This is a genomic window from Bifidobacterium sp. ESL0800 (genome assembly GCF_029395355.1).
In the GTDB taxonomy this organism is placed as follows: Bacteria; Actinomycetota; Actinomycetes; order Actinomycetales; family Bifidobacteriaceae; genus Bifidobacterium.
The window spans coordinates 675,803-698,553 of the sequence record NZ_CP113913.1 but is presented as its reverse complement, the minus strand read 5'-3'; the positions used below and the strand labels follow the sequence as shown (position 1 = coordinate 698,553).

At 56.6% G+C, this 22,751-nt stretch carries 21 protein-coding genes and 1 tRNA gene; 3 read left to right on the top strand and 19 right to left on the bottom strand.

From position 1 onward, the window contains the following. Positions 1-27 precede the first annotated feature (27 nt). Positions 28-702: a DUF3800 domain-containing protein gene (locus OZX75_RS02885; RefSeq protein ID WP_277146739.1), complete on the bottom strand. Its 675-nt coding sequence runs from the start codon at positions 700-702 to the stop codon at positions 28-30. A gap of 796 nt (positions 703-1,498) precedes the next feature. Here OZX75_RS02885 and OZX75_RS02880 point away from each other — a divergent pair. After that, positions 1,499-2,734 (top strand): Na+/H+ antiporter NhaA, encoded by a 1,236-nt coding sequence (locus OZX75_RS02880; RefSeq protein WP_277146738.1) that lies wholly within the window; start codon positions 1,499-1,501, stop codon positions 2,732-2,734. Positions 2,735-2,902: 168 nt separating this feature from the next. Here the strand turns inward: OZX75_RS02880 and OZX75_RS02875 are convergent, their stop codons facing one another. Then, positions 2,903-3,775, bottom strand: a complete 873-nt coding sequence (locus OZX75_RS02875) for an aldo/keto reductase (protein ID WP_277146737.1) — start codon at positions 3,773-3,775, stop codon at positions 2,903-2,905. A 172-nt stretch (positions 3,776-3,947) separates the two neighbouring features. Here OZX75_RS02875 and OZX75_RS02870 point away from each other — a divergent pair, with 172 nt between their 5' ends. Beyond that, positions 3,948-4,394: a MerR family transcriptional regulator gene (locus OZX75_RS02870; protein WP_277146736.1), complete on the top strand. Its 447-nt coding sequence runs from the start codon at positions 3,948-3,950 to the stop codon at positions 4,392-4,394. Positions 4,395-4,940: 546 nt separating this feature from the next. Here the strand turns inward: OZX75_RS02870 and OZX75_RS02865 are convergent. From OZX75_RS02865 to OZX75_RS02855, 3 genes are all read right to left on the bottom strand, one after another. After that, a tRNA-Pro gene (locus tag OZX75_RS02865) sits at positions 4,941-5,014 on the bottom strand. 315 nt (positions 5,015-5,329) lie between these two features. After that, a complete protein-coding gene (der, locus tag OZX75_RS02860; protein ID WP_277146735.1) occupies positions 5,330-7,471 on the bottom strand; it encodes a bifunctional cytidylate kinase/GTPase Der in 2,142 nt (713 codons plus the stop codon). Then, positions 7,468-8,244, bottom strand: a complete 777-nt coding sequence (locus OZX75_RS02855) for a pseudouridine synthase (RefSeq protein ID WP_277146734.1) — start codon at positions 8,242-8,244, stop codon at positions 7,468-7,470. The genes der and OZX75_RS02855 overlap by 4 nt, the downstream gene beginning before the upstream one ends. Before the next feature lie 188 nt (positions 8,245-8,432). On the opposite strand from OZX75_RS02855, the gene OZX75_RS02850 reads away from it, so the two are divergent. Beyond that, positions 8,433-9,467 carry an MIP/aquaporin family protein gene (locus tag OZX75_RS02850; protein ID WP_277146733.1) on the top strand — a complete coding sequence of 345 codons (1,035 nt, stop codon included), beginning with the start codon at positions 8,433-8,435 and terminating at the stop codon, positions 9,465-9,467. A gap of 10 nt (positions 9,468-9,477) precedes the next feature. On the opposite strand, the gene OZX75_RS02845 is transcribed toward OZX75_RS02850, so the two are convergent. The 14 genes from OZX75_RS02845 to OZX75_RS02780 all read right to left on the bottom strand — a co-directional run bounded on the left by OZX75_RS02845 (position 9,478) and on the right by OZX75_RS02780 (position 22,741). Continuing rightward, positions 9,478-9,765 carry a DUF3017 domain-containing protein gene (locus OZX75_RS02845; protein ID WP_277146732.1) on the bottom strand — a complete coding sequence of 96 codons (288 nt, stop codon included), beginning with the start codon at positions 9,763-9,765 and terminating at the stop codon, positions 9,478-9,480. A 107-nt stretch (positions 9,766-9,872) separates the two neighbouring features. Beyond that, entirely contained in the window at positions 9,873-11,540 is a 1,668-nt protein-coding gene (purH, locus tag OZX75_RS02840; RefSeq protein WP_277146731.1) for a bifunctional phosphoribosylaminoimidazolecarboxamide formyltransferase/IMP cyclohydrolase, read from the bottom strand. Between the two features lie 26 nt (positions 11,541-11,566). Then, positions 11,567-12,940, bottom strand: coding sequence for a cell division protein PerM (locus OZX75_RS02835; RefSeq protein ID WP_277146730.1), 1,374 nt, complete (start codon positions 12,938-12,940; stop codon positions 11,567-11,569). Next, a complete protein-coding gene (gene sucD, locus OZX75_RS02830) occupies positions 12,937-13,872 on the bottom strand; it encodes a succinate--CoA ligase subunit alpha (protein WP_277146729.1) in 936 nt (311 codons plus the stop codon). The genes OZX75_RS02835 and sucD overlap by 4 nt, the downstream gene beginning before the upstream one ends. After that, positions 13,869-15,068, bottom strand: a complete 1,200-nt coding sequence (gene sucC / locus OZX75_RS02825) for an ADP-forming succinate--CoA ligase subunit beta (RefSeq protein ID WP_277146728.1) — start codon at positions 15,066-15,068, stop codon at positions 13,869-13,871. The genes sucD and sucC overlap by 4 nt, the downstream gene beginning before the upstream one ends. A gap of 59 nt (positions 15,069-15,127) precedes the next feature. Next, positions 15,128-15,709, bottom strand: a complete 582-nt coding sequence (locus tag OZX75_RS02820; RefSeq protein WP_277146727.1) for an adenine phosphoribosyltransferase — start codon at positions 15,707-15,709, stop codon at positions 15,128-15,130. Positions 15,710-15,794: 85 nt separating this feature from the next. Further along, on the bottom strand, positions 15,795-16,271 hold the full coding sequence (locus OZX75_RS08625; protein ID WP_525930265.1) for a preprotein translocase subunit YajC: 477 nt from the start codon (positions 16,269-16,271) through the stop codon (positions 15,795-15,797). Positions 16,272-16,403: 132 nt separating this feature from the next. After that, positions 16,404-17,465: a Holliday junction branch migration DNA helicase RuvB gene (gene ruvB / locus OZX75_RS02810; RefSeq protein ID WP_277146726.1), complete on the bottom strand. Its 1,062-nt coding sequence runs from the start codon at positions 17,463-17,465 to the stop codon at positions 16,404-16,406. Positions 17,466-17,471: 6 nt separating this feature from the next. Further along, positions 17,472-18,089 (bottom strand): Holliday junction branch migration protein RuvA, encoded by a 618-nt coding sequence (gene ruvA, locus OZX75_RS02805; protein ID WP_277146725.1) that lies wholly within the window; start codon positions 18,087-18,089, stop codon positions 17,472-17,474. A gap of 140 nt (positions 18,090-18,229) precedes the next feature. Next, entirely contained in the window at positions 18,230-18,811 is a 582-nt protein-coding gene (gene ruvC, locus OZX75_RS02800) for a crossover junction endodeoxyribonuclease RuvC (RefSeq protein WP_277146724.1), read from the bottom strand. 6 nt (positions 18,812-18,817) lie between these two features. Next, on the bottom strand, positions 18,818-19,576 hold the full coding sequence (locus OZX75_RS02795) for a YebC/PmpR family DNA-binding transcriptional regulator (RefSeq protein ID WP_277146723.1): 759 nt from the start codon (positions 19,574-19,576) through the stop codon (positions 18,818-18,820). A 53-nt stretch (positions 19,577-19,629) separates the two neighbouring features. Continuing rightward, positions 19,630-20,820 (bottom strand): glycosyltransferase family 4 protein, encoded by a 1,191-nt coding sequence (locus tag OZX75_RS02790; protein ID WP_277146722.1) that lies wholly within the window; start codon positions 20,818-20,820, stop codon positions 19,630-19,632. A gap of 70 nt (positions 20,821-20,890) precedes the next feature. Beyond that, positions 20,891-21,910 (bottom strand): phosphatidylinositol mannoside acyltransferase, encoded by a 1,020-nt coding sequence (locus tag OZX75_RS02785; protein WP_277146721.1) that lies wholly within the window; start codon positions 21,908-21,910, stop codon positions 20,891-20,893. 174 nt (positions 21,911-22,084) lie between these two features. Next, on the bottom strand, positions 22,085-22,741 hold the full coding sequence (locus OZX75_RS02780) for a CDP-alcohol phosphatidyltransferase family protein (RefSeq protein WP_277146720.1): 657 nt from the start codon (positions 22,739-22,741) through the stop codon (positions 22,085-22,087). Between the last annotated feature and the right edge of the window lie 10 nt (positions 22,742-22,751).

Sequence of the window (22,751 nt, the reverse complement as noted above, 5' to 3'; positions counted from 1 at the left end):
ACAGAGACATGCTTAGAGGAACCACCTTTAGAATTGTTTGCGTCTCAGAATTCTCAGATAGTTCTTTTTAAAGTCACGACGGTTCCTGAACATTTTACGATCAGTGGCCGTGTCTTCTTTTTCCTCAAATTTCAACGCTGTCAGTTCGATGGTGCACATCAAGTCCGCTGCCTGTTCGAGGCGGTAATCCTTCGGTTGAGCGTCACGGTATATGACAGCTTCTTTGGACAGAGCATAGCCGATGGACGATTGAAGAGCATTGGTGACGATTTGCTGGCCATTGTCGTAATATACCTTGATTGTCTCATACGATTGGAACTCATCGAGATGAGAGAGAAAGAAATTCGCCAAATCACGTTTTAGCTGCGCCTCAAACCGAGTTTTGTTATCGCCGAACATGCTCTTTCGGTGAGCGAATGTCACATACCTGAACGGGAGATAACGAGCCAGCGTGAAGAACGCGGAAAACAGCCGCTTGCGATCCGCCAAAGGCATATTCCCATAATCGTCGTGACCATTGAACAACGGACCAGCGTGAAACGGGATATCGGGCAGTCCAGAATCCCGTAAACGACGCTCATATCGCTCGATGGGCTCAGCAATGGGTGAAGATTGGACATGCAGCACAAGCGTGATGAGATAGTATTCGGATAATTTGCCCCACTCACCGGATTCATCCACGAAGATACTCAGCTCGCTCAACGGAGTCCCCTGACGATACGGCGTATAAAGTAATGCCGGGGGAATACCCCCGGCGACTTGGAGCCTTACCCTTTCGGGATAAAGCACTATTCATTGTGTCAGAGAACATCTCAGTATGCAAGTTTGTTTCAGCAGAAGCATCAGAAATACCGGCCAGAATGTGTGTTCAAAATAGGCATCGAAGTGTTCTGCCATATAGCTTAGAAGCTGTTTGAGATCGGCTGCGGGGATTTGAATTTTCTCTTTGCTTACTCCCTCAATAGTCCGGACTGTTTTTGGACACACATTCTGGCCTATAACCCTCTAATCATGTCTGAAAAAAGAAAAAGCCTGAAATTCCGATGTCTTGAAAACTTTGGAATTTCAGGCTTTTCTCGTCGGGTCGGCGGGATTTGAACCCGCGACCCCTTGCTGGATTGACGGTAGAAACGACTGGTAACGGACAGTGCTGGAAAATGCCGGTAACGTAGGAATCGCAACGATAATCAGGATGATCCGAAAAACGGTAGGGACGACTAGTGACGGTAAATAACGGAGGTCATCGTGTCTGAATCGTGTCTGAAAGCGACATCTACCCTGTTTACTTGACCAATATTCTGTCTGGGCTTTCCGCGCTCCGATAATTCGGACACATACGTATATGCATGCGCAGGCAGGCCCCGAAACTACTCAATCACGGCGACCTATGCCGTACTTTTACACAGAACACGACAAACCATGCTTCGAGAAAGCGGAAACGGTGTCGCCCTGGTGGCTTGGACTCGGCAATAGCATCCATCTATTAGAATTTTTGATTATGGGCATTTCACGTAGGTTCGCGATGACACGGTCGGCCCTGCTCGACTTCGCGCACGATGGCAGGCGCTCTGGAGCGCTCATGCTGGCGGCGGCCGTGCTGGGTCTGCTACTGGCGAATCTGCCGGCCACGGAACCCTTATATCGTGGCGTGGCTGATTTCCGCATCGTCGTTCCGCTGCCGGAATTGACGATGGGGCTCGGCGATTGGGCGCGCGACGGGCTGTTGGCCGTTTTCTTCCTTGTGGTCGGCCTCGATCTGAAATGCGAGCTGACGACGGGCTCGCTCTCCCGCGTGCGCGATGCCCTCGTCCCCGTGATCGCGGCGGTCGGCGGCGTGCTGGCACCGATACTCCTCTACCTGCTGGCCAATGCCGGATCTCCCTCTACGCTAAGCGGATGGACGGTGCCTACCGCCACGGACATCGCCTTCTCGGTAGCCGTGCTGGCGATGGCCGGCGGGAAGGGGGCGTCACGGCTGGCACCTTTCCTGACCACCCTGGCCGTGGCCGACGACGTGATCGGCATACTGCTCATCGCCGTCGTCTATTCGCATGGCGGCCGACTATGGGCGCTTATACCTCTGGCGTTGTGTCTGCTGGCGTGGTGGCTGCTCGCACGGGTGGAAAAGCCCATATGTCTGCTCATGGCTCCGGTCGCTCTGGTCGCATGGTACATGGCATTGCTCTCGAGCATCCATCCCACCATCGCCGGGGTCGTCCTCGGTCTGCTCGCGCCCGGCCGTCCAATGCACGCGAAGACCCGTGTCCGCGCCGAACGGTGGTCGAACGCCATCGGGCCGTTCTCCTCGCTGATCGTCCTGCCCGTCTTCGCTTTCTTCGCCATGGGAGTCTCCTTGCATGGCATGAACATCCTCACTCTGGCAAGTCCCATATTCCTGGGCGTGTTCTTTGGTCTGGTCATCGGGAAGCCGCTCGGCGTCACCTTGGCCGGAAAGGCCTGCCATCTCTGCGGACTGGGCTCGGGGCGCCGGCCGCTGGTCCGAAGCAAGAAGGGAACGGGTACGGCACGAATCGCCGCTCTTGAGGAGATGGGCATGGCCCAGCTGTGCGGCATCGGGTTCACGGTCGCCTTCCTCATGGCCGACCTCGCCTTCGCCGACCCGGTCTACTCCGGCATCGCCAAAATTGGCGTCCTCGCCGGATCCATCACCGCCGCGCTCATAGGATCGTCCGAACTGCTCATAGCCGGACATCGCAAACATTCCAACGAGTAACGGGAACTCCCGGCAAAACCAATGGCGTGACTTCCGACCCATCACATGCTTCCTGTGATTTCCGCTCTGTCGACAAGCTTGCGTAATTCATCAATAAGCGGTATAGATCGGCGTCGGCCGCCCGAAACCATATCCTGCCCAGAATGGGCTCGCCGACGAAGTGAAACGTTACTTGCAGTCGGTCTCACGACCGGCTCGTTCTTTTGCGTAACCGACGAACCGGTCGACGGCCTCGGGCGTGCGGTGGTCGAAGAACAGGCTCGTCTCCGTGTCGAGTCCCCTAATCGCGGCCATGTCGTCGCCGCTCAGTTCGAAATCGAAGATGTCGAGGTTCTCGGCCATGCGAGCCTTATGAGTGGTCTTGGGCAAGACCACGATTCTGCGCTGGGTCAGCCATCGCAGGATGACCTGCGCGACCGATTTTCCGTTCCGTCGGGCGATGGACCGCAGAACAGGGTTGTCGAACATGCCGGACCTGCCCTCACCGAACGGGGCCCACGCCTCGTGCACGACGCCAAGCCGGTCCATGTTCATGTGAGCGGCGGCCTGTTGGTCGAACGGATGGGTCTCCACCTGGTCGACCATCGGGGCGATCCCGTTGAACGCGGCCATGTCCGCGAGGCGGTCCGGGTAGAAGTTGCTCACGCCGATCGCGCGAGCAACGCCGTCATTGTAAAGCTTCTCGAGCGCATGCCACGCCCCGTAACAGTCCGCGAACGGCTGGTGCAGCAGCACGAGGTCGAGATAATCGGTTCCCAGCTTTCGCAGTGAACCGTCGATGGATCTCAGCGTGTTCTCATAGCCGTAGTTGCTGATCCACACCTTGGTCGCGACGAACAGGTCCTTCCGTGCGATGCCGGATTGCCGGATACCCTCGCCCACCTCAGCCTCGTTGAAATACGACTGGGCGGTGTCGATGTGACGGTAGCCGGTCTCGATCGCCTCGCGCACGCAGCGCGCACATTCGTCACCACCTATCTGGAAGACGCCGTAACCAATCTGGGGCATCTCAACCCCGTTGCTCAAAGCAATGTTCCTCATTATCGTTCCTTTCGATTGCCGTTGTATCCAGCTGATTCCACACGATATCCTCCGGTAGCAGCTACCGGTCAAACCGCGACACACCGGTAGTAACAACCGGACGCTGAGACCCCGCACGACGTGCGATAATGACGACAACCAACCCGAGACTTCGACGGAACAGGAAACCCTTATGATGGACGCAGCAGAAGAACACAGGCATCTGTACACGATGAAAGAGACGTGCGGGCGTATCGGCATGAACTACGAGGCGCTGAAATTCTACTGCAACGAAGGTCTCGTGCCTGGACTCAAACGCGACGAACGCAACCATCGCGTCTTCGATGAGCACCAAGTCGCCTGGCTGGAGGGCCTTGGATGCCTGCGCCGCTGCGGCATGGGCATCAAGGAGATGAAGCAGTACAGGGACCTCTGCTTAGGGGGCCGGTCCTCCATTCCCGAACGACAGAGCATGCTGGACGCCAAGCGCCATGAGCTGCAAGCCCAGGTCAAGGAAATCAGAGACTCCATCGCATACATCGACCGCAAGCAACGTTTCTACGACGACGTCCAAGCCGGACGCGCCGAATACCACAGCAACCTACTGCCAGACAAACTCGAGAAGCCAGACAACGAATAAAACCGAATACACCATTCTCACGCTGCTGGCCATACTCAAATTTGACGGAACCGGATGATGAAAGGCTCAATAGCCATTACCAGCGGATTTCCGTCTTAAATCAATCGGACTGATACGATTGCCAGTAATGGAAGATCCGCGAATGGAAGGGAACAATATGAGAGCCAGCCAAGAGGCTTGTGCCCAAGTTTCTGCCGCATCGTAGAAAGACAAAGCCCCGGGAGCTTGGTTCGGAAACCAGAGGCTTGTCCGGGGCATACGCGGAGAGTATATCATGAATGCGTGTCCAAAATCAGCATCGAATCGTTCTGCCATATAGCATAAAAGCTCTTTAAGATTGGCAACGAGAGATTCAAACCTGCTCTTTGCATACTCTCTCAGTGCTTCGATGCTGATTTTGGACACACATTGTGGCCCATACTCCGCTACCGTCACAGGTGCCGAAAACGACGGAGGTCTGCGGTCATCGTGTCTAATCGTGTCTGAGAAAAGAAAAAGCCTGAAATTCCGATGTCTTGAAAACGTTGGAATTTCAGGCTTTTCTCGTCGGGTCGGCGGGATTTGAACCCGCGACCCCTTGACCCCCAGTCAAGTGCGCTACCAAACTGCGCTACGACCCGAACAGTGCAAAGCACCGAAAGAAAAGTTTAGCACAAACGCAACGGTAACACTACTATCGGCGTGGCGCGGAAGAATAAGGGATTTGGGTCATCAAGACGAAAGACAGGAATAACAAATCAGAGCCATTGAAAACGGACAAATAAATACGCTAAAATATGCGAGCTTACTGCACGGGTACCCTAGGTAAAACCAAACGTGACGTGCGTCCATCATTGAAGGCGAACGTTGCGGAACCAATATCTTGGATTTAAAAACAGGAATGCAAGTCGAAAGCACAAAACAAACTCACGACTCACATTCCCCTCGTGATATCTTTACTTCTTCTTGCCGTTCGACTTGCGCTCGCGGATGTGCACCGAGATCTGGATCGGGGTGCCTTCGAAACCGAACTCCTCGCGCAGCTGACGCTCGATGTAGCGACGATAGCCGTGCTCGAGGAAGCCTGTGGCGAAGATGACGAAGCGCGGCGGACGCGTCGACGCCTGCGTGGCGAACAAAATCCGCGGCTGCTTGCCGCCGCGCAACGGGTGCGGGTGGGCGGACTGGATGCGGCCGAGGAACGAGTTGAGCTTGCCGGTCGGTATGCGCTTGTCCCAGGAATCCAAAGCCGTGTTCATCGCAGCAAGCAGACGGTTGGTGTGCCATCCGGTCTTGGCGGAAAGATTGACACGCTGCGCCCACGTGACCTGATCGAACTCGGTCTGCCATAGGCGCTCGAGGCGCTGCCGGTCGAATTCGTCCATCAGGTCCCACTTGTTGAACACCAGCACGACGGCACGCCCGGCGTCCACGGCCTGGCTCATCACCTTGAGGTCCTGGTCGGCGATCGGCTGCGAGGCGTCGAAAAGCACCAACGCCAGCTCGGAACGTTCGATGGCGGCCTGCGTACGCAGCGACGAATAATATTCGGCTCCGGAAAGCTTGTGGAGCCTGCGCTTGATGCCGGCCGTGTCGATGAACAACCAATCCTCGTCGCCGATGCGAATGACCTCGTCGACCGGGTCGCGCGTGGTGCCCGCCAGATCGTTGACCACGCTGCGTTCCTCGTGCGCCAGCTCGTTCAAGAGCGAGGACTTGCCCACGTTCGGCCTGCCGATCAGGGCGACACGGCGCAGGTTGGTCGGCGTGAGGAAACCGGAGGTCTTCTTGGCCTTGGCCAGGGTGTCGACGGCCACGTCGAGCAGGTCGCCTACCCCCCTGCCATGCATCGCTGAAATCCCGTACGGTTCTCCCAGCCCGAGCTTCCAGAAGTCGGCCGCCAGATATTCGTTGGAGCCGTCGTCGATCTTGTTGACGGCCAACACCACCGGCTTGCCGCTTTCGCGCAGCATATGAACGATACGTTCATCGGTGGAGGTAATGCCGACCTGACCGTCGACCACCAGCACCACGGCGTCGGAAAGCCCCACGGCCACCTGGGCTTGCGAGGCGATTGCGGATTCGATGCCTTCGACATCGGCTTCCCAACCGCCGGTGTCGACGAGTTTGAAGTCCGTGCCGGCCCATTCGGCGTCGTAGCTCACACGGTCGCGGGTGACGCCCGGGGTGTTCTCCACGACGGCCGCGCGACGGCCGAGAATGCGGTTGACCAAGGTCGACTTGCCGACGTTCGGACGGCCGACCACGGCGAGCACGCCGACGGCCTTCTGGTTGGCGGCCGAAGCCGAATCCCCGGTCTCGCCGGCCAGCAACGCCTCGTCTTCCTCGTCAAGGTCGTAGCCTTCGAGATTGGCGGCATACTGCTTGTAGGACTGTTCCTCAGCGGCGGCGTCGACCAGCTCGACGAGCCTGTCCAATGTCTCTTCAAACGTGAGGTCGGAATTGTCGACGGTCGTCACGCCTTCGGCCGCTTCGAGGAAGCTTGTGGCCTTGGAATCGGCCTTGTCACGGGCTATGACGTTATCGGCGCCGACGCCGGTCCCAGCCGCAGACTGTCCGGTTCTCCGAGCCTGACGCACTTCGGGTCGCGCGGTCAACAGCACCCGCACCTCCGCATTGGGAGCGACGACGGTGGTGATGTCACGACCTTCGGCGACGATGCCGGCGCCTTTCGAGAACGAATCCACGGAGACTTCACGGTTGATGTACGCCCGTTGCGCGGCGATCAGCAGATGCCGCACCGGTACGATATTCGAGACTTTCGAGACGTGGGACGAGACACGCGAATCGCGAATCGCCTCGCTGATGTCTTCGCCGTCGACCAGGACCTTCGGATCGTCGGGGTCGACGCCGATATCGAAGTGGTCTCCGGTGAACAGCTCCCCCACCATTTCGGTGATCGTCTGTTCGTCGACAGTCTCGGCATCCAGGTCGGCACCTTGTTTCAGGCACCACCAGGCAGCGGCGCGATACATGGCCCCGGTATCGAGGTAGGCGTAGCCGAAATACTTGGCCAGCGCCTTGGACGTCGAGGATTTGCCCACACCTGCGGGCCCGTCAATGGCTACGCGTATCACAGGCCTACCTCCTTGGAAAGCGAGCGAACCTCGGTCTGCGAAAGCACGCGGTACGAGCCGGGCTTGAGATCGCCGAGTTTAATCGGTCCGATCTGCGTACGCACGAGCCTACGCACCGGAAAGCCGACGGCACCGAAGATACGGCGGACGATGCGGTTCTTGCCGGAATGCAGCACCACCTTGACGATGGTCTGATCGCGCGAGGAATCGATGATGGCGCAATGGTCGAGACGGATAAGCCCGTCGTCCAGGTTGACCCCCTGGCTGACCAGTCGCCGACAGATGTTGCCGCTGATTCGCCCGTCCAGCGTGGCGACGTAGGTCTTCTTGACCTCGTAGCGCGGATGCATGACGTGCTGGCTCAGCTCGCCGTCATTGGTCATCAGGATGAGGCCTTCGGTTTCGTAATCGAGACGCCCCATATGGAAAATGCGCTCGTATTTGTCGCCGACGATGTCGCGGAGCGTATAGCGCCCCTTCGGATCATCCATCGTCGAAAGCACCTTCTTGGGCTTGTTCAACGCCAAGGTGATGTGCTTGTTGTTGAGCCGGATCCTCGACCCGTCGACCCGGATCTGCTGGCTGGACGGGTCAACGCGGGTGCCGAGCTCGGTCACCAGTTCCCCGTCGACCTCGACCCTGCCCTCGGTGATGATTTCCTCACACTTGCGCCTGGAGCCGAAACCGGCCTGTGCCAACAGCTTTTGAAGTCGAATCCCTTCATCGTAATTATCGTGATGCGCCTTTTCGGCGTGTGAATATGCGTGTGGCATCGTTCTCCCAACGTGGCCTTGCGAAACGGCTTGATTCCAGCGTTTCGTCGCGTACTGTACTCGCAGCGTTCCGACCTTGAAAAAATGTCCGAACACAACTTGTTTTATTATACAGTAGTTACTGCCCCTTTGCTATTATGAAAGATTGTATGGCGTGATTCGCCACTTTGACAATAAAAGGAACAGTGATGACGGAACAACAAGCACAACATACGGAAAATAAGACTTCGCCGGTCATTTCCATTTCAGGAATCTGCAGCGAACTTGTCGGCAGTTTCCTTATTTTTATCGCAATCTACTTGGTATCGGCGCTCAGCCCGTCATTGTATGGCCCAAGCGCGATCCTGGTCGCCGCTGCCACCGGTCTCGCCTACGCTGCGATGACCTTTGTCTTCGGCAGGTTCTCGGGCGGCCAGTTCAACCCGGCTGTGACGCTGGCGGCGATGCTGGTCAGCAAGATCGGTATCGTCAACGGCATCTGCTACATCGTGGCCCAGGTCGTCGGCGCCATTGCGGCCGGCGGCGTCGCCAAGCTGGTGCTGCCGACCTCGAAGGCCGCTCCGGCCAGGATGTGGTTTGCCAACGCGGTCAACGGCTATGATCAGGGATCCATTTCCGCCACCCAGCTGCAGCAGGCAGGCGTGAGTTTCGGCATTCTCTTCGCGGTTGTTGTCGAAGTCATCGCCACCATCATTGTCGTAGCGGCTTCGTTGCGTGCGATTGACGACGACGGCAAGGCCACCTCCAACGCCGCGGCCATCATGGGCGTCGCCTATGCGCTCGGCGTCACCTTCACCTATCCGGTCACCGGTTCGTCGCTCAACCCCGCACGCGCCACCGGCATCGCCATTTTCGCCAACAACGCCGGTCTTGCCACCCACCCGTTGCAGCAGCTCTGGATCTTCTGGATCTGCCCGATTCTCGCCGCGGCCATCGTCGCCATCGTCGTTATCATTGCTCAGATGATTTCCAGCAAGAATTCGGAGGATGCCGAAGCTCTCGACGTCACCGCCGACTGGGAGCAGGAAGACGCTCAGTCCGAAAACGGGAGCGCCGATGACGATGAGTCTGCTGACGCCGAGAAGTCCGATGATTTTCAGATGCCCTCCCTCACAGAATCAGAGATTCCCTCCGAGACGACCGATGAACCCAAGCCCGAAAACGACGCTACGGTCGAAAGCCCCCAAAACGAGGAAAGCCAAACGGATACCGACAAAGATTGAGACAATCGCTTTACATCATCAACTGAATGCTGAAGTAAACGACCAGTAATCCGATTCCCAAAGCGATGCCGATAAAGGCATCAAATCCTACGGAACGTATCTTCCAAGGGCTTCGGTCTTTGAAGATTAATCGAATCAATCCGGTAATGATGGCCGTCGCAGCGAATACCGCTGTGGCGGCCATCGTATATCCGAAGCCAGCCAACACGGCGGCAATGATGACGACGATAAGCACTCCCCATTCGAATAGTGGTTTGCCTTCGTTTTTCTCGGAGACATACGGGTGCTTGTGGGACATGGCCATTCCTTTTGAAATAAAAAATACCGGTACATCGGCTATATTAGCCGCGTACCGGTATTTAGTGTATCGGGCCATCAGAAGTTCGACATACAGCCGAATTCAAATCAGTGGAAGAAGTGGCGCGTTCCTGTCAGATACATGGTGATGCCACGCTTTTGAGCCGCCTCGATGACTTCTTTGTCACGAATGGAGCCACCTGGCTGTACGATGGCCTTCACACCGGCATCGATCAGCGCCTCGGCACCATCGGCGAACGGGAAGAACGCATCGGAAGCGGCCACAGAGCCTCGCGCGCGGTTCGCACCGTCGGCCAAAGTGTTGGCACGTTCGACCGCCAAATGACAGGAGTCGACACGGTTGACCTGGCCCATACCGATACCTATCGTCGCCTGATCGTGGGCAAGAAGGATGGCATTGGATTTCACACAACGAATCGCACGCCACGCAAATTCCAAGTCCTTGAGCGTATCGGCGTCCGCAGCCTGACCGGAAACCAGCTTCCAGTTTGAAGGGTCATCACCGGATGCATCGATCCTATCGATGGACTGCACCAGGATGCCGCCGTCAATCTGACGGAACTGCATTTCAGTGTGTGGCCTTTGGGCGACTTTGAGGATGCGCAGGTTCTTCTTGTGCGCCTTAAGGAATGCAAGAGCCTCAGGCTCATAATCAGGGGCTACGATGACCTCGGTGAAAATCGGGCGGACATTCTGCGCCATCTCAAGGGTAATCGTTGAATTGGCCGCGATCACGCCACCATACGCGCTCATCGGATCGCAGGCATGCGCCTTGAGATGGGCCTGTGCAACGCTCTTGCCGATTGCAAGCCCGCAAGGATTGTTGTGCTTGCACACGGCAACGGCGATCTGCGGCGCGAAATCCCAGACCGCGCGCCAGGCGGCATCCGCGTCCACATAATTGTTGTAGCTCATCGGCTTGCCGCCGAGCTGCTGCGCATGGGCGAAGCCGGTCTGGTCCAGCACGTCGACGTACAGGCTGGCCTGCTGGTGCGGGTTTTCGCCGTAACGCAGCCCATGTGCATAGTTCCATGTACGGGTCAGCTGGGAGGGGGACATCTCGGTCTGATGGGTTTCCGGGGCCTGTTGCGTTTTCGATATCTCGTCTGAAATCGACGAATCCGTCGAAGAGACACCGGCAATGTTCGTCGGTTGGGGCCAATGGCTGCCGGTCCACTCGGCTATGGTGGCGTCGTAAGCAGCTGTGGTTGCGAAGGCCTTGGCGGCCAGCCAGCGACGTTCTTGAAGCGAGAATCCGGTACCATCAGCCACACGTTGCGCTGCAAGGGCGTAATCGGCAGGATCGGTGATTACGGCAACGCTGGCACTGTTCTTCGCGGCTCCACGGATCATGGAAGGCCCGCCGATGTCGATTTTCTCGATGACGTCGGATTCACCAGCTCCGGACCGCACAGTATCCGCAAAGGGATAGAGATTGACGATGACCATGTCGAAAGGCTTAATATTCAATGATTCAAGTTCTTCAGCCTGCGCGGGATTGGTCATATCGGCCAAAATACCCGCATGGATGTGGGGGTCGAGCGTCTTGACGCGTCCTCCAAGGCTTTCGGGGAAACCGGTGACCTCCTGTACTTCGGTCACGTTCACACCGAGTTCAAGAAGTCGTTTCGCGGTGGATCCGGTGGAAACGACTTCGGTTCCTGCCTTGACGAACGCCTCGGCAAGCCCTTCGATGCCGGTTTTGTCATAAACCGATACCAGGGCCCGTTTGACCATGCGATTGGTTGCTGTCATCTGTCTCTCCCTTTGTTGTGGCGGTACTATGGGATTTCCGTCTCATCTTCCGGTGCAAGACCGGTTGCTGATGACGAGACCGAAGAATTGGAAATATCAGGGACCGAAGTGTCGTTATCGGCATCACTGTGGCTGGCGCCCGTTTCGTTTTCACTCGTTTTCCCACGTGATCTCAGATATCCGAAGAACAGCCGCATCGCAAAAACCATCGCGACGACCACAACGGAAAGAAGCCATGCAAAGGAGAAACCAAGGGCGCTCGGCAAACAAACCACCCTGGAAGAAGCCGCCGAATCGACACCGACATGGGCCAGACGATGCTGACCCAAGGCTCCCGAAGAAAGGCCGAAAAGGATGTTCATCAGCAAAGCCATCAAGGCGCTGGTCAGGAAGAAGGAGAGAATCGGATACCAGAACTGAACGATGATTCTGCCGACGTTCACCGGCTCGCCCGGTTTTCCTGCCCCGATGGCAAAGCAACGTGGCAGGAACAATTCGGTGATACCGATCAGCAATCCGCAGACGAGGGGTATCGATATGAAACAGATACGAAGCATATCGTTGGAAACGGCCTGCGGGAATATCGCAAAGACAGGCACGGTGGGAAGCCCCGCTGCGTGATCGTTCCATAATGTAAACGACGCCAGATCTCCTATGGCAAATCCCGACCCGAACAACCATGAGACTGCCCACAGGCAAAGATTAGGCAACCACGCCAGAGTACAGATTGTGGTCATGATCCGTGAGCCGGTCTGCATGCTGGCCATGTGAAAGACGCGAAGCATCGCACTCTGATTGGTGACGATCCAAACAATCAAGGTGATAAGACCAATGGCGAAATAACCCAACAGCAGTGCGGCCGTATTGACGAAACCGAGTTTCACGCTGACGGCCAGACGCTCGGAAATGTTGTCACGAACGAATTGAACGCACCGTTTCATCAGTTGCGACTGCGGCAAGGCGCCACAAAAGAAACCGACCGTATATACAGTGGCCGTCTTAAGGATTATGAACCAGACAGGATCTTGGAGAATGACCGCGACGTTCTGCTCAAATATCCACATGATAGCTATCCACAGCAATAGGCCGGTGACATAGGCTTGGGGACTTCGGGAAAGCGTTTTGGTGAGCCAAGCAATCAGCCAGACAAGCAGAAACGTCAAAAGCAGGGGAACGATGCTCAATGTGATGGCCCCGGCCCGGAAACCTGCACCTTGGCTTAAAAGCACAATCGCCAATGTCAGGGCAACAGACTCGCTGGAGAGGGTTCCCCCGCCTTCTTCCATGGAGACGATCAGTAATGTCAGCGCCATGAATAACCCCAGGCACACCGTGAAGATCACAGATGCACCAAGAGCTGTAAGAATTCCTTTAAGCCATGGCCGCTGGTATTTGCTCATGCCTTGAAAGTACCGCCGTTCATGAGCTGGCGAACGAGCTGGGCGGCCTGCCCGGGGGTCTTGCCTACCGCAATACCCGCGGCTTCAAGGGCCTCCTTCTTGTCTTGGGCAGTACCTTTGCCTCCGGAGACGATGGCACCGGCATGGCCCATCTGTTTGCCTTCAGGCGCCGTAAAGCCTGCAATGTAGGCAACCACCGGTTTGCTCATATGCTGCTTGGCCCAAGCCGCTGCATCCTGTTCGGCGTTACCGCCGATTTCGCCGATCATGATAACGGCTTTGGTCGCTTCGTCGGCTTCGAATTGCTGCAACGCCTCGACCAGCGTCGTACCCACTATCGGGTCTCCTCCGACACCGATGCAGGCCGTGAAACCGATGTCCGAAAGCTCACCCATCAGCTGGTAGGTCAGGGTTCCCGATTTGGAGACCAGACCGAGCGGACCGGAAGAAACGATTCCGTCAGGAATGATGCCGAGATTGATGCCATGATCGGCAGAATCGTCGACCTTGGGAAGCTTTAAGAGACCGGGGCAATTGGGCCCTATGATCCTGATGCCCTTCTGCAACGCCAACTCGACGCAATAGGCCGTGTCGGCCACGGGGATGCCTTCGGTGATGACGACGATGAGACCAATACCGGCGTCGATGGCCTCCAACATCGCGCTTTTCGCAAAGCGCGGAGGAACGAAAATCACGCTTGCCTTGGCACCGGTGGCTTCTTTGGCTTCCCCACAAGTCGCGTAGACAGGGATGGCGATATCGCTGTCGGACGCTTCGACGTGAAACGCCACATTCTGGCCGGCTTTTCGAGGGTTCACCCCGCCGACGATATTCGTGCCCGCATTGAGCATACGCGAGGTATGGGTCATGCCTTGGTGACCGGTCATCCCTTGGACGATGACAGGGGCATCATCTTCAACGAACAATGTCATTTGGTGGCCTCCTTGGCAGCGGGCTTTGCCAGCCTTGCGGCCTCTTGTGCAGCCTCTTCCATGGTGCTGCTGACATGGATGTTGGGATTGTGCGCGTTCTCAAGAATCTTCAAACCAAGTTGTGCGGCATTGCCGTCGAAACGTACGACAATCGGCTTGGAGACATTCAGTGTCGTAAGGGCTTCGAGGATTCCATGCGCCACCTCATCGCAGGCCGTGATGCCGCCATAGACGTTGACGAACACCGATTCCACCTGCGGGTCGGACAGCACGATGGAAAGGCTCTCGCTCATGACCTCTGATGACGCCCCTCCCCCGATATCGAGGAAATTCGCGGGCTTGGCGCCGTTTCCTTGTTCCTCTCCGGCACCAGAGACGGCATCCAAGGAGCTCATCACAAGCCCTGCACCATTGCCTATGACACCGACCTCACCTTTCAGATGGACGTAATGCAACCCGTGCTCTTTCGCACGTTCTTCGAACATATCGGTATGCGTGGTGTCGGCAAATTGCTTCCATCCGTCATGGCGGAAGGCGGCATTGTCGTCCAACGATATTTTGGCGTCAAGGGCACAGAGCTTCTTGGAGGATTCATCATCGGGATCGCCGATCTTCGCCAAGGGATTGATTTCGACCAGTGTCGCGTCATTGTCCTTGAAGCATTTCCACATTTTGAGCAACACGTCAGCGGCCTGATCGACGTCGGCATGATAGAAACCGATCGATTCCGCCATTTTACGGGCAGCGTCGATGTCAAAATCCTCCAGAGCACTGATGTGCAGGCGTTTGACCGATTCCGGGTGCTCCCTTGCGATTTCCTCAACCTCGGTGCCGCCATTGGCTGTTGCCAACACATCGAAATCTCGGGAGGAACGATCGAGGGAAATGGAGACATAGTATTCATGGAGCACATTCTTGGCTTCAGCAACCAAAACGCCGTTCACCTTGTGTCCGCTGATGGTCATCGGCAGAATCTGTTCCGAGGAGAGGATAGCCTCATCCTGCGTCTTCGCGAGTTTCACCCCGCCTGCCTGTCCACGATGTCCGGCACGGACCTGCGCTTTGACGACACACGGATAACCGATTTCATCGGCGGCAACGGCCACTTCATGGGAATTCTGCGCGAATACGCCTTTTGGTATGTCGATGCCCTGTTGCGCAAGCAACTGCCTTGCCTGATATTCATAAAGATCCATAAAACCCTCTTATCGATTGATGCTGATTCAGCCCGTGCCTTCGCGTTCGGCGCTCTCTGTCAGGCAGGCATGGTCACCAAGGAGCTGATTGGCACATCGCCCAGATCGTTTCGTCCCGTAAGACCGATGAGTTCCATGACGAAGCTGAAACCGACAACTTGACCACCGGCCTTGGAAATAAGGTCTGCAGCTGCCTTGGCCGTACCACCTGTAGCAATCAAATCGTCGACAATCAGCACTTTGTCGCCAGGTTTTACCGCATCTTTTTCGATTTCGACCTTGGCCTCGCCGTATTCCAAAGAGTAGCTTTCTCCGATGGTCTCGGGAGGCAGTTTGCCGGCCTTGCGCACGGCGAGAAAACGCTTGCCCAGCAGCGCCGCAAGAGGAGGTCCGATCAGAAAACCACGGGCCTCCAAACCGGCGACATAGTCAAAGGAATCGGCGGGAACTGGCAGTGCCAATTCCAGTGCCTTCATCAGGATGGAGAATCCACGGGAATCCGCGAGAACCGGAATGAAATCACGGAACAGCACACCCTTTTTCGGAAAACCTGGAATCGTCCGGATGAGCGAGGCCATGTATTGCGCATCCTCTGCGCCGACCTTGCCGAGCTCTGTGATGGTGATATCCGATTGTGTCATGAGCAAGCCTTACTGCCTATTGGCCATTGATTACTGGATGTTGAGTCGATGTTAAAGGCATCAACCCGCAATTATGAATATGGAATTACTTGTCTTTTGGACTGTCCTCTTGTGTCGTGGCATCATCCTCGGAAGCGTCACCGGCATGTTCATCATCCGAATTCTGTTCCGCTTCGTTGGTGTTATCGTCACTGTCAAAAGGCTCCTGCGCCTGACCATCGACTTTCGTCGACTCGCTTGCGGTGTTGTCGACGTCCTCTGCATCATTTGCAGAATCCGCATCATCGGACACAATCGGGTTGCCGTCCTCGTCCACTTCATCATCGTCAATGAAAGCTGGACGTTCGTACTTCTTGCTGATGGCACGGAAGGTAAAACGAAGTTTCGAACCTTCGGAATCGATGACGATCTCTTCATACTTGGTATCGACGGAAACGACCTCGCCGATGATGCCGCCAATGGTCTGTACCAATTCGCCAGGCTGTAACGAGCTGCGGAAATCCTGGACCTTCTGCTGCTGTTGCTTGGACTTGCGCGATTGCCACCACATCAAAGCGACCATTGCGATAAGAAGGACGAAAATAAAAATTGTATTGCCACCAGTCACAGGTAACTCCAATCGGACGAAACGTTAATAACGGACTTGCTGAAGATGCCAAACTCTCTGATATCTACATACCTACCGTACCGGATTTTAGAATAACTTGTTGACATCATCTTTGGGGACGAGACCCAGATGTTGCCAGGCTTTTTCGGTCGCGACCCTTCCCTTCGGAGTACGGACCATGAATCCTTCACGCACCAGATACGGCTCGCAGACCGTTTCCACCGTTTCCGATTCCTCTCCGACCATCGCCGAAAGATTGTTGAGACCGACGGGCCCGCCGTCGAAATTCTTGACGATGGCATTGAGCACGGCCAAGTCAAGCCTATCGAGGCCTTCGGAATCGATCTGGTAGAGCTTGAGCGCGGCTTGGACGTCATCGGGCCCTATCTCATCGAGATCGTGGACGATCGCCCAGTCACGGACACGACGAAGCAGACGGTTGGCGATGCGGGGTGTGCCTCGGCTACGCAGGGAAAGCTGTCGCGCACTGCCCGCGGCGAGGTTGATACCGAGCACCCCCGCACTGCGTTCGATCAGCCGCTCCAGCTCCTCATGAGGATAGAAATCCAAATGGGCGGTAAAGCCGAAACGAGCACGCAGCGGCGAGGGCAGCATACCTTCACGCGTGGTGGCACCGATAACGGTGAAGCGAGGCAGGGTCAGCGGAATGGAGGAAGCTCCAGGCCCTTTGCCCACCATCACATCGACACGGAAATCCTCCATGGCAATGTAGAGCAGCTCTTCCGCAGGCCGAGGCAGACGGTGAATCTCATCGATGAAGAGGACCTCGCCTTCATCAAGGGAGCTCAGAATCGAGGCCAAATCGCCCGCATGCTGAATGGCTGGCCCTGATGTCACTCGAATCGGCACCTGCAGTTCGTTGGCCACAATCATCGCCAGCGTGGTCTTGCCGAGTCCCGGAGGGCCGGCGAGCAGAATGTGGTCCGGCGGTACGTCACGTTTTCTGGCAGCATCGAGAAAGAGCTGCAATTGGGCTTTCAACAGAGGCTGGCCGATGAAACCGTCAAGCGCCTTTGGGCGAAGTTCCTCATCGCTGACGGGCTCGTTGCCGATCGGCTCGGAGGAAATCATGCGCAACGATTGTTCGTCAGCCCCTATATTGGATTGTGATCCGTTGTTCTCTTCCATGATGATTTAGCGCCCCCGATCCAAGGATGTCAATGCCAGTTTCAGGACTTTGGGAATATCCGTATTGTCCAGCGGCGTCTTGATGTCGTTGTCTTTGCAAACCTTGGTGACCGCGCGAGCTGCATCGTTTTCCCGCCAGCCCAAGGAGACCAGGCCTTCGATGACTTCCGTGGTGCCGCTGTCGTATTGAGGCTCGGACGAGGCACGGCCGCTTTCGATCTCATCGAGATTGATGGATCCGCGCAGCTCGAGAATGATCTTCTGAGCGCCTTTTTTGCCAAGCCCCGGGGCCTTGGCCAGAGCCGCCGCATCCCCATCCATGACGGTTCTGGCAAGTTTTTCCGGCGGGAGCGTCGAAAGCAGTGAAAGAGCCACACGCGGCCCGATGCCGCTGACCTTCTGCAACTGCAGGAACATGCGTTTCGAGGATTGCGAAAGGAATCCATAGAGTGCAACAGCGTCCTGCGAGACATTGAGCGAGGTGAACACCTTGGCATCCTGGCCGGAATGCAGGGCCGAAAGCTCCGCGGCAGGCATACGCACTTCGAAACCGACGCCGTTGACATCGATCAGGGCGGCGTCGCCTCCGACGCTTTCCACCCTGCCGTTGAGCATTCCAATCATCTGTCACTCCCACTGCCGAGAAGTTCTGATCCGACTAAACAAAATTTACAATTGCAGACGAAGCGAAATCGAGGTTGGCAAAGTTTCCGATTACAACAGATAACCCGACATCTCAATTATTCGAACATCTGTTCGATAGCTTACATGCCCCTATCGACGCTATGGCGTTTCTTGGCATGCTGCTGGGCCTGCGCCCATTGGCGCTGGGCCAGAGTGAGATGCTGTTCGCGCTCCCCGCCTTGAAGCGCACCCGAGGGACGCAGCGCATGGCATATCGCCTGCGCCAAAGCATCGGCGGCATCGGCGGGTTCCGGAATCCTGTTGAGGTTCAGGATACGCGCGACCATACGTTCCACCTGGATCTTTTCGGCACGCCCGTTGCCGGTCACGGCCATCTTGGCTTCGGTCGGCGTGTGTAGGGCCACGGGGATGCCACGCTGCGCCGCAGCCAGCATCGCAAGTCCCGCCGCTTGAGCTGTTCCAAGAACCGTATTACGGTTCTCCTGTGCGAAGACGCGCTCGATGGACACGGTGTCGGGTGAGAAACGCTCGATCTTGGCGGCAAGACCGTTGTATATGGCCAGAAGCCGCAGATCCTGCGAGATATGCGGGTCGCTGCGTACGACGTCTACATGAACAAAAGAAAGCCGGCGCGATGCGTCGGCTTCGATCACACCGACCCCGCAGCGGGTGAGCCCGGGGTCGACGCCAAGGATGATCACAGCGAATTACTCCTCTGTATCCAACTGTTCCATGACCTCGTCGGAGGCGGTCCAATTGCTGTAGATGTTCTGCACATCGTCGAGGTCATCGAGGTTGTCGATAAGTTTGGAGACCTTCTGAGCATCCTCAAGGCCCAGGTCCACCTCGGTCTTGGGAAGCATGACCAGATCCGCCGAATCATAGTCGATGTCGGCCTTTTGCAAGGCCTCGCGCACCGCGACCATGTCTTCCGGACCGGTGATGACCGTGTAGACATCACCCTCGTCCTTGACGTCATCGGCACCGGCTTCGGCAGCGATTTCGAAAAGCTTGTCGTAATCGAGCCCTTCGGAAGGCACCACGATCTGGCCCTTGCGCTCGAAGTTGAAGCTCACGGAGCCGGAGGTGGCCAGAGAACCATTGCCCTTGGTCAGAGTGGAGCGCACTTCGGCGGCCGCGCGGTTGCGGTTGTCGGTGAGGCACTCGATGATCAGGCCGACGCCGGCTGGCGCATAGCCTTCATAGTTGATGGACTCGTAGTTGGCGGCACCGGCCTCGGCACCGGAACCACGCTTGACGGCACGCTTGATGTTGTCCGCCGGCATAGAGGCCTTCTTGGCCTTGACGATGGCGTCGTAAAGGGTCGGATTGCCGTCCGGATCGCCGCCGCCCAGACGGGCCGCGATCTCGATGTTCTTGATCAGTTTCGCGAACAGCTTGCCGCGCTTCGCGTCGATGGCGGCCTTCTTGTTTTTAGTGGTCGCCCACTTGGAATGCCCTGACATATTGCTCCTAGCAGGTATACGAATACGTTAAACGTAACAATTTTAAAGCGGTTTCACGACAATACACGTGCATAGACCTCCAAAACGCGGTCGGCCACTTCCGGCCAGTCATACCGTTTCGAGTGTTCAAAGCCCGTTCGGCGCAGATGTTGCCGACGTTGCGGATTGTCCAGCAGCGAAATTATCTGACGCGCGCAATCGTGCCCGTCGCCATTGGCGAACAAAGCCGCATCCTTGCCGTCTTGCGCAACGGCCGCAAAGGCCTCAAGGTCGCTGGAGACCACAGCGCACGATGCGGCCATGGCTTCAACCAGAACGATGCCGAAACTCTCTCCTCCTGTCTGCGGAGCCACGTAGACATCGAGCGATTTGTAGAACCGAGCCTTGTCCTGGTCGCTGATCCTTCCGAGGAATTCGAAGTGACCGACCAACGATCCGCTTGGGTCGATCTTGGCCAGTATTTTCAAAGCATCGCGCTGGCCGGTACCAGCACAAAGAAAACGTGCCGAAGGATAACGCTTTACGATGTCATACGCGGCACATGCGAAGACCGAGAACCCTTTTCGGCTTTCACCCATGCGTCCCAGAAAACCGATTGTCGGTGCAACCTTTGTCCCCTGCCAAGATTGTCTGGGCTTCGCATTGGCGAAAAACCCACGATTGATGCCGTTGGGAATGACGTCATATCGAATCTTGCGAGGCCCATAATGCTTCACCACATCCTTGGCTGCATCCGAGACGCAGATGCCTGCGGAAAGCGAAGACAGATATTGCCTTAGATATCCTTGGAAAACGCGCAATGCCAACGGATAGGGGTCGAACGCAGCATGGAAGGTGCCGACGAACGGCGGATGGTGAATCATCGTCAGCGGCTTGTGGCTCAACGACGGGGTCTCCGGCTCGTGCAGATGGACGATATCGAAATGGCCCTGTTTGACCCAACGACGGGTGCGTGGGCCGACGAAGCCGAAATAACTGAGACGCGCCACCGAACCGTTGTAGGGAATCGAAAACGAGGAATCGTTTGTCGTCACCCATAGCGGCATGTCCCTGGTGCGTCTTCCGGGCGCAAGCACCTCCACGGTATGCCCGCGTTTCATCAGTTCCTCCGCGAAATCACGGATGTGGAACTGAACGCCGCCAGGCGTCTCAAACGAATACGGGGAGATGATGCCGACATTCAGTTTTCTGCCATGAAGCGGGTCCGGACGCTCGGCAGTGCCTTCGTTTTCTACATAGGACATGATTCTTTATTCTGCCATAGATTCGGTATTTCGGAGTTTGATTCTCGTCTTATCATCATTGAGACAATAATCACATTCCATTTTTACCTGCGTGATCGCTGTTCTGGATTTGTCTGAGCTCGGCCATCACCTCATCGGGAACATCCTTAAGACGCGAAATATCGAGATCCTCGATGAAAATCGGCTGCAGCATGTGCCAATCCTCGGGATGCGCAGCAATATCACGGCTCCACACGTCCACCCATGCCTGACTGATGGCGTGAATGGCCTCTTCACGAGGCAGACCGCGGAACTGAGCGATATCGATCGGAGCGCTGAGATCGACGACGTAACCGTAGCCGATGCCCGCTTTGCGTCGTGCCTCGCCATGAAGCCTTTCACGGAACATATTGACCACGAACAGCGGCTTGCCGGTATCGAGAGCCAGCGTCGCCGGCCCCCGCGCCACCCTGATGGTGGAGCCGAAGGCATGCACAAATTCACCGTACCGGCTCAAATCACGGTCGGCAAGCAGAGGCACCAGTACGTGAGGCTTGGCCAGTGCCCCCTCCAGTTTCTCGATCAAGTGGGGCTGGCCGGTCAGCAGTACCGTGATGTCCATACGCTTGCGGATTTCGATGAAGACGTCAAGCAGTTTCTGGTTTTTGAGCCGTTCCGCGGTCACAGTTACCGGCGCGATAACATCCGCCGCGAGAAACCCTTCGTAATCCCAGTTACCTTGATGGCTGATGGCCATGGGCGCACTGCCGGGATTGTCGTGCACCAGTTCTTTGCAGATGGGCAGTCCCGGTCCGATCGGCCTGGCCCGGGCCAGCAGCCGTTCATCGCTCTGCCCGCCCACCGTCATCGCCTCTGCGAAATACGTGAAATAGGAGCGCATGCCCTTGTGGCTCGTCTTGCGCAGCATTGTTTGCGATACGCTTCCGTCACGTGATTCAAGGACATGACGCAGGTTGCGCTCAAGCTGCTGCACTCCCCCGATATGCAACAGCCAGCAGATATCGGCAGCACAGAGGAAAAGGCCACGAAGCAGTGGCTCGGGGATGATCCTTGGGTGTTTGGCAAGAAATACGAGAAAATTATCGAACATTGCGGTTATTGTCCTTCAGGCTTGATGGAGATGCGGCCATATTGCCCTGCCGCCGTCTCTGCAAACGAATCACATACCATGTTGTGTTCGTAACGTAACGCCGCGTCAAGACGGTACGCAAAAGCCTGTCCGGCAACCAAACGAGGTATCGCAAGACAGGCTTTGCACGTGGTTTCAGATTGCGCCGTCGGCTTTCATCTGCCGGCGTACTTCAAAGATGCGCTGGAAAACCGTGATGGTTCCCAGAACCGCGAGGATGAGGATAAACGCCAAAAGCCACAAAGGGCTGCCGAAGATGCCGGTCAGCAGCATGCCGATCAGAATGATCACCAAACGGTCGCTTCTGGTGGCAATGCCGTTCTTGGCCTCATATCCCACCGATTCGGCACGGGCACGGGCATACGAGGTCACGAACGAGGTCATGATCGCATACAATGCCGCACCGACTCCGAGGTAACTGACGATATCGGGTGCACTCGTTGTCGCCGGATTGTACCACCAGTCACGATGCAGGCAGAAGAAGATGATGACCGCGACCAAAACCGCCCAATCGGCAATGCGGTCGAGCGTCGAATCCAGGAAAGCTCCGAATTTGGTGCCTCCCGTGGTCAACGCCGCCACCGATCCGTCCAATGAATCGAACGCCGCAAGAATGGCCAGCAGTATGGAACCTGGGATGAGCCAGCCGGTGATTCCCGTGGCAATGGCCACGAGAATCGTACCGACTGCCCCGATAACGGTCACTGCGTTTGCCGTCAGACCCATCGCCACCAACAGTTTCGCTATCGGGGCGATGAGGCGTTTGAACGGCGGTCGTAGTTTCTCAAGCATGCTTCAGCTT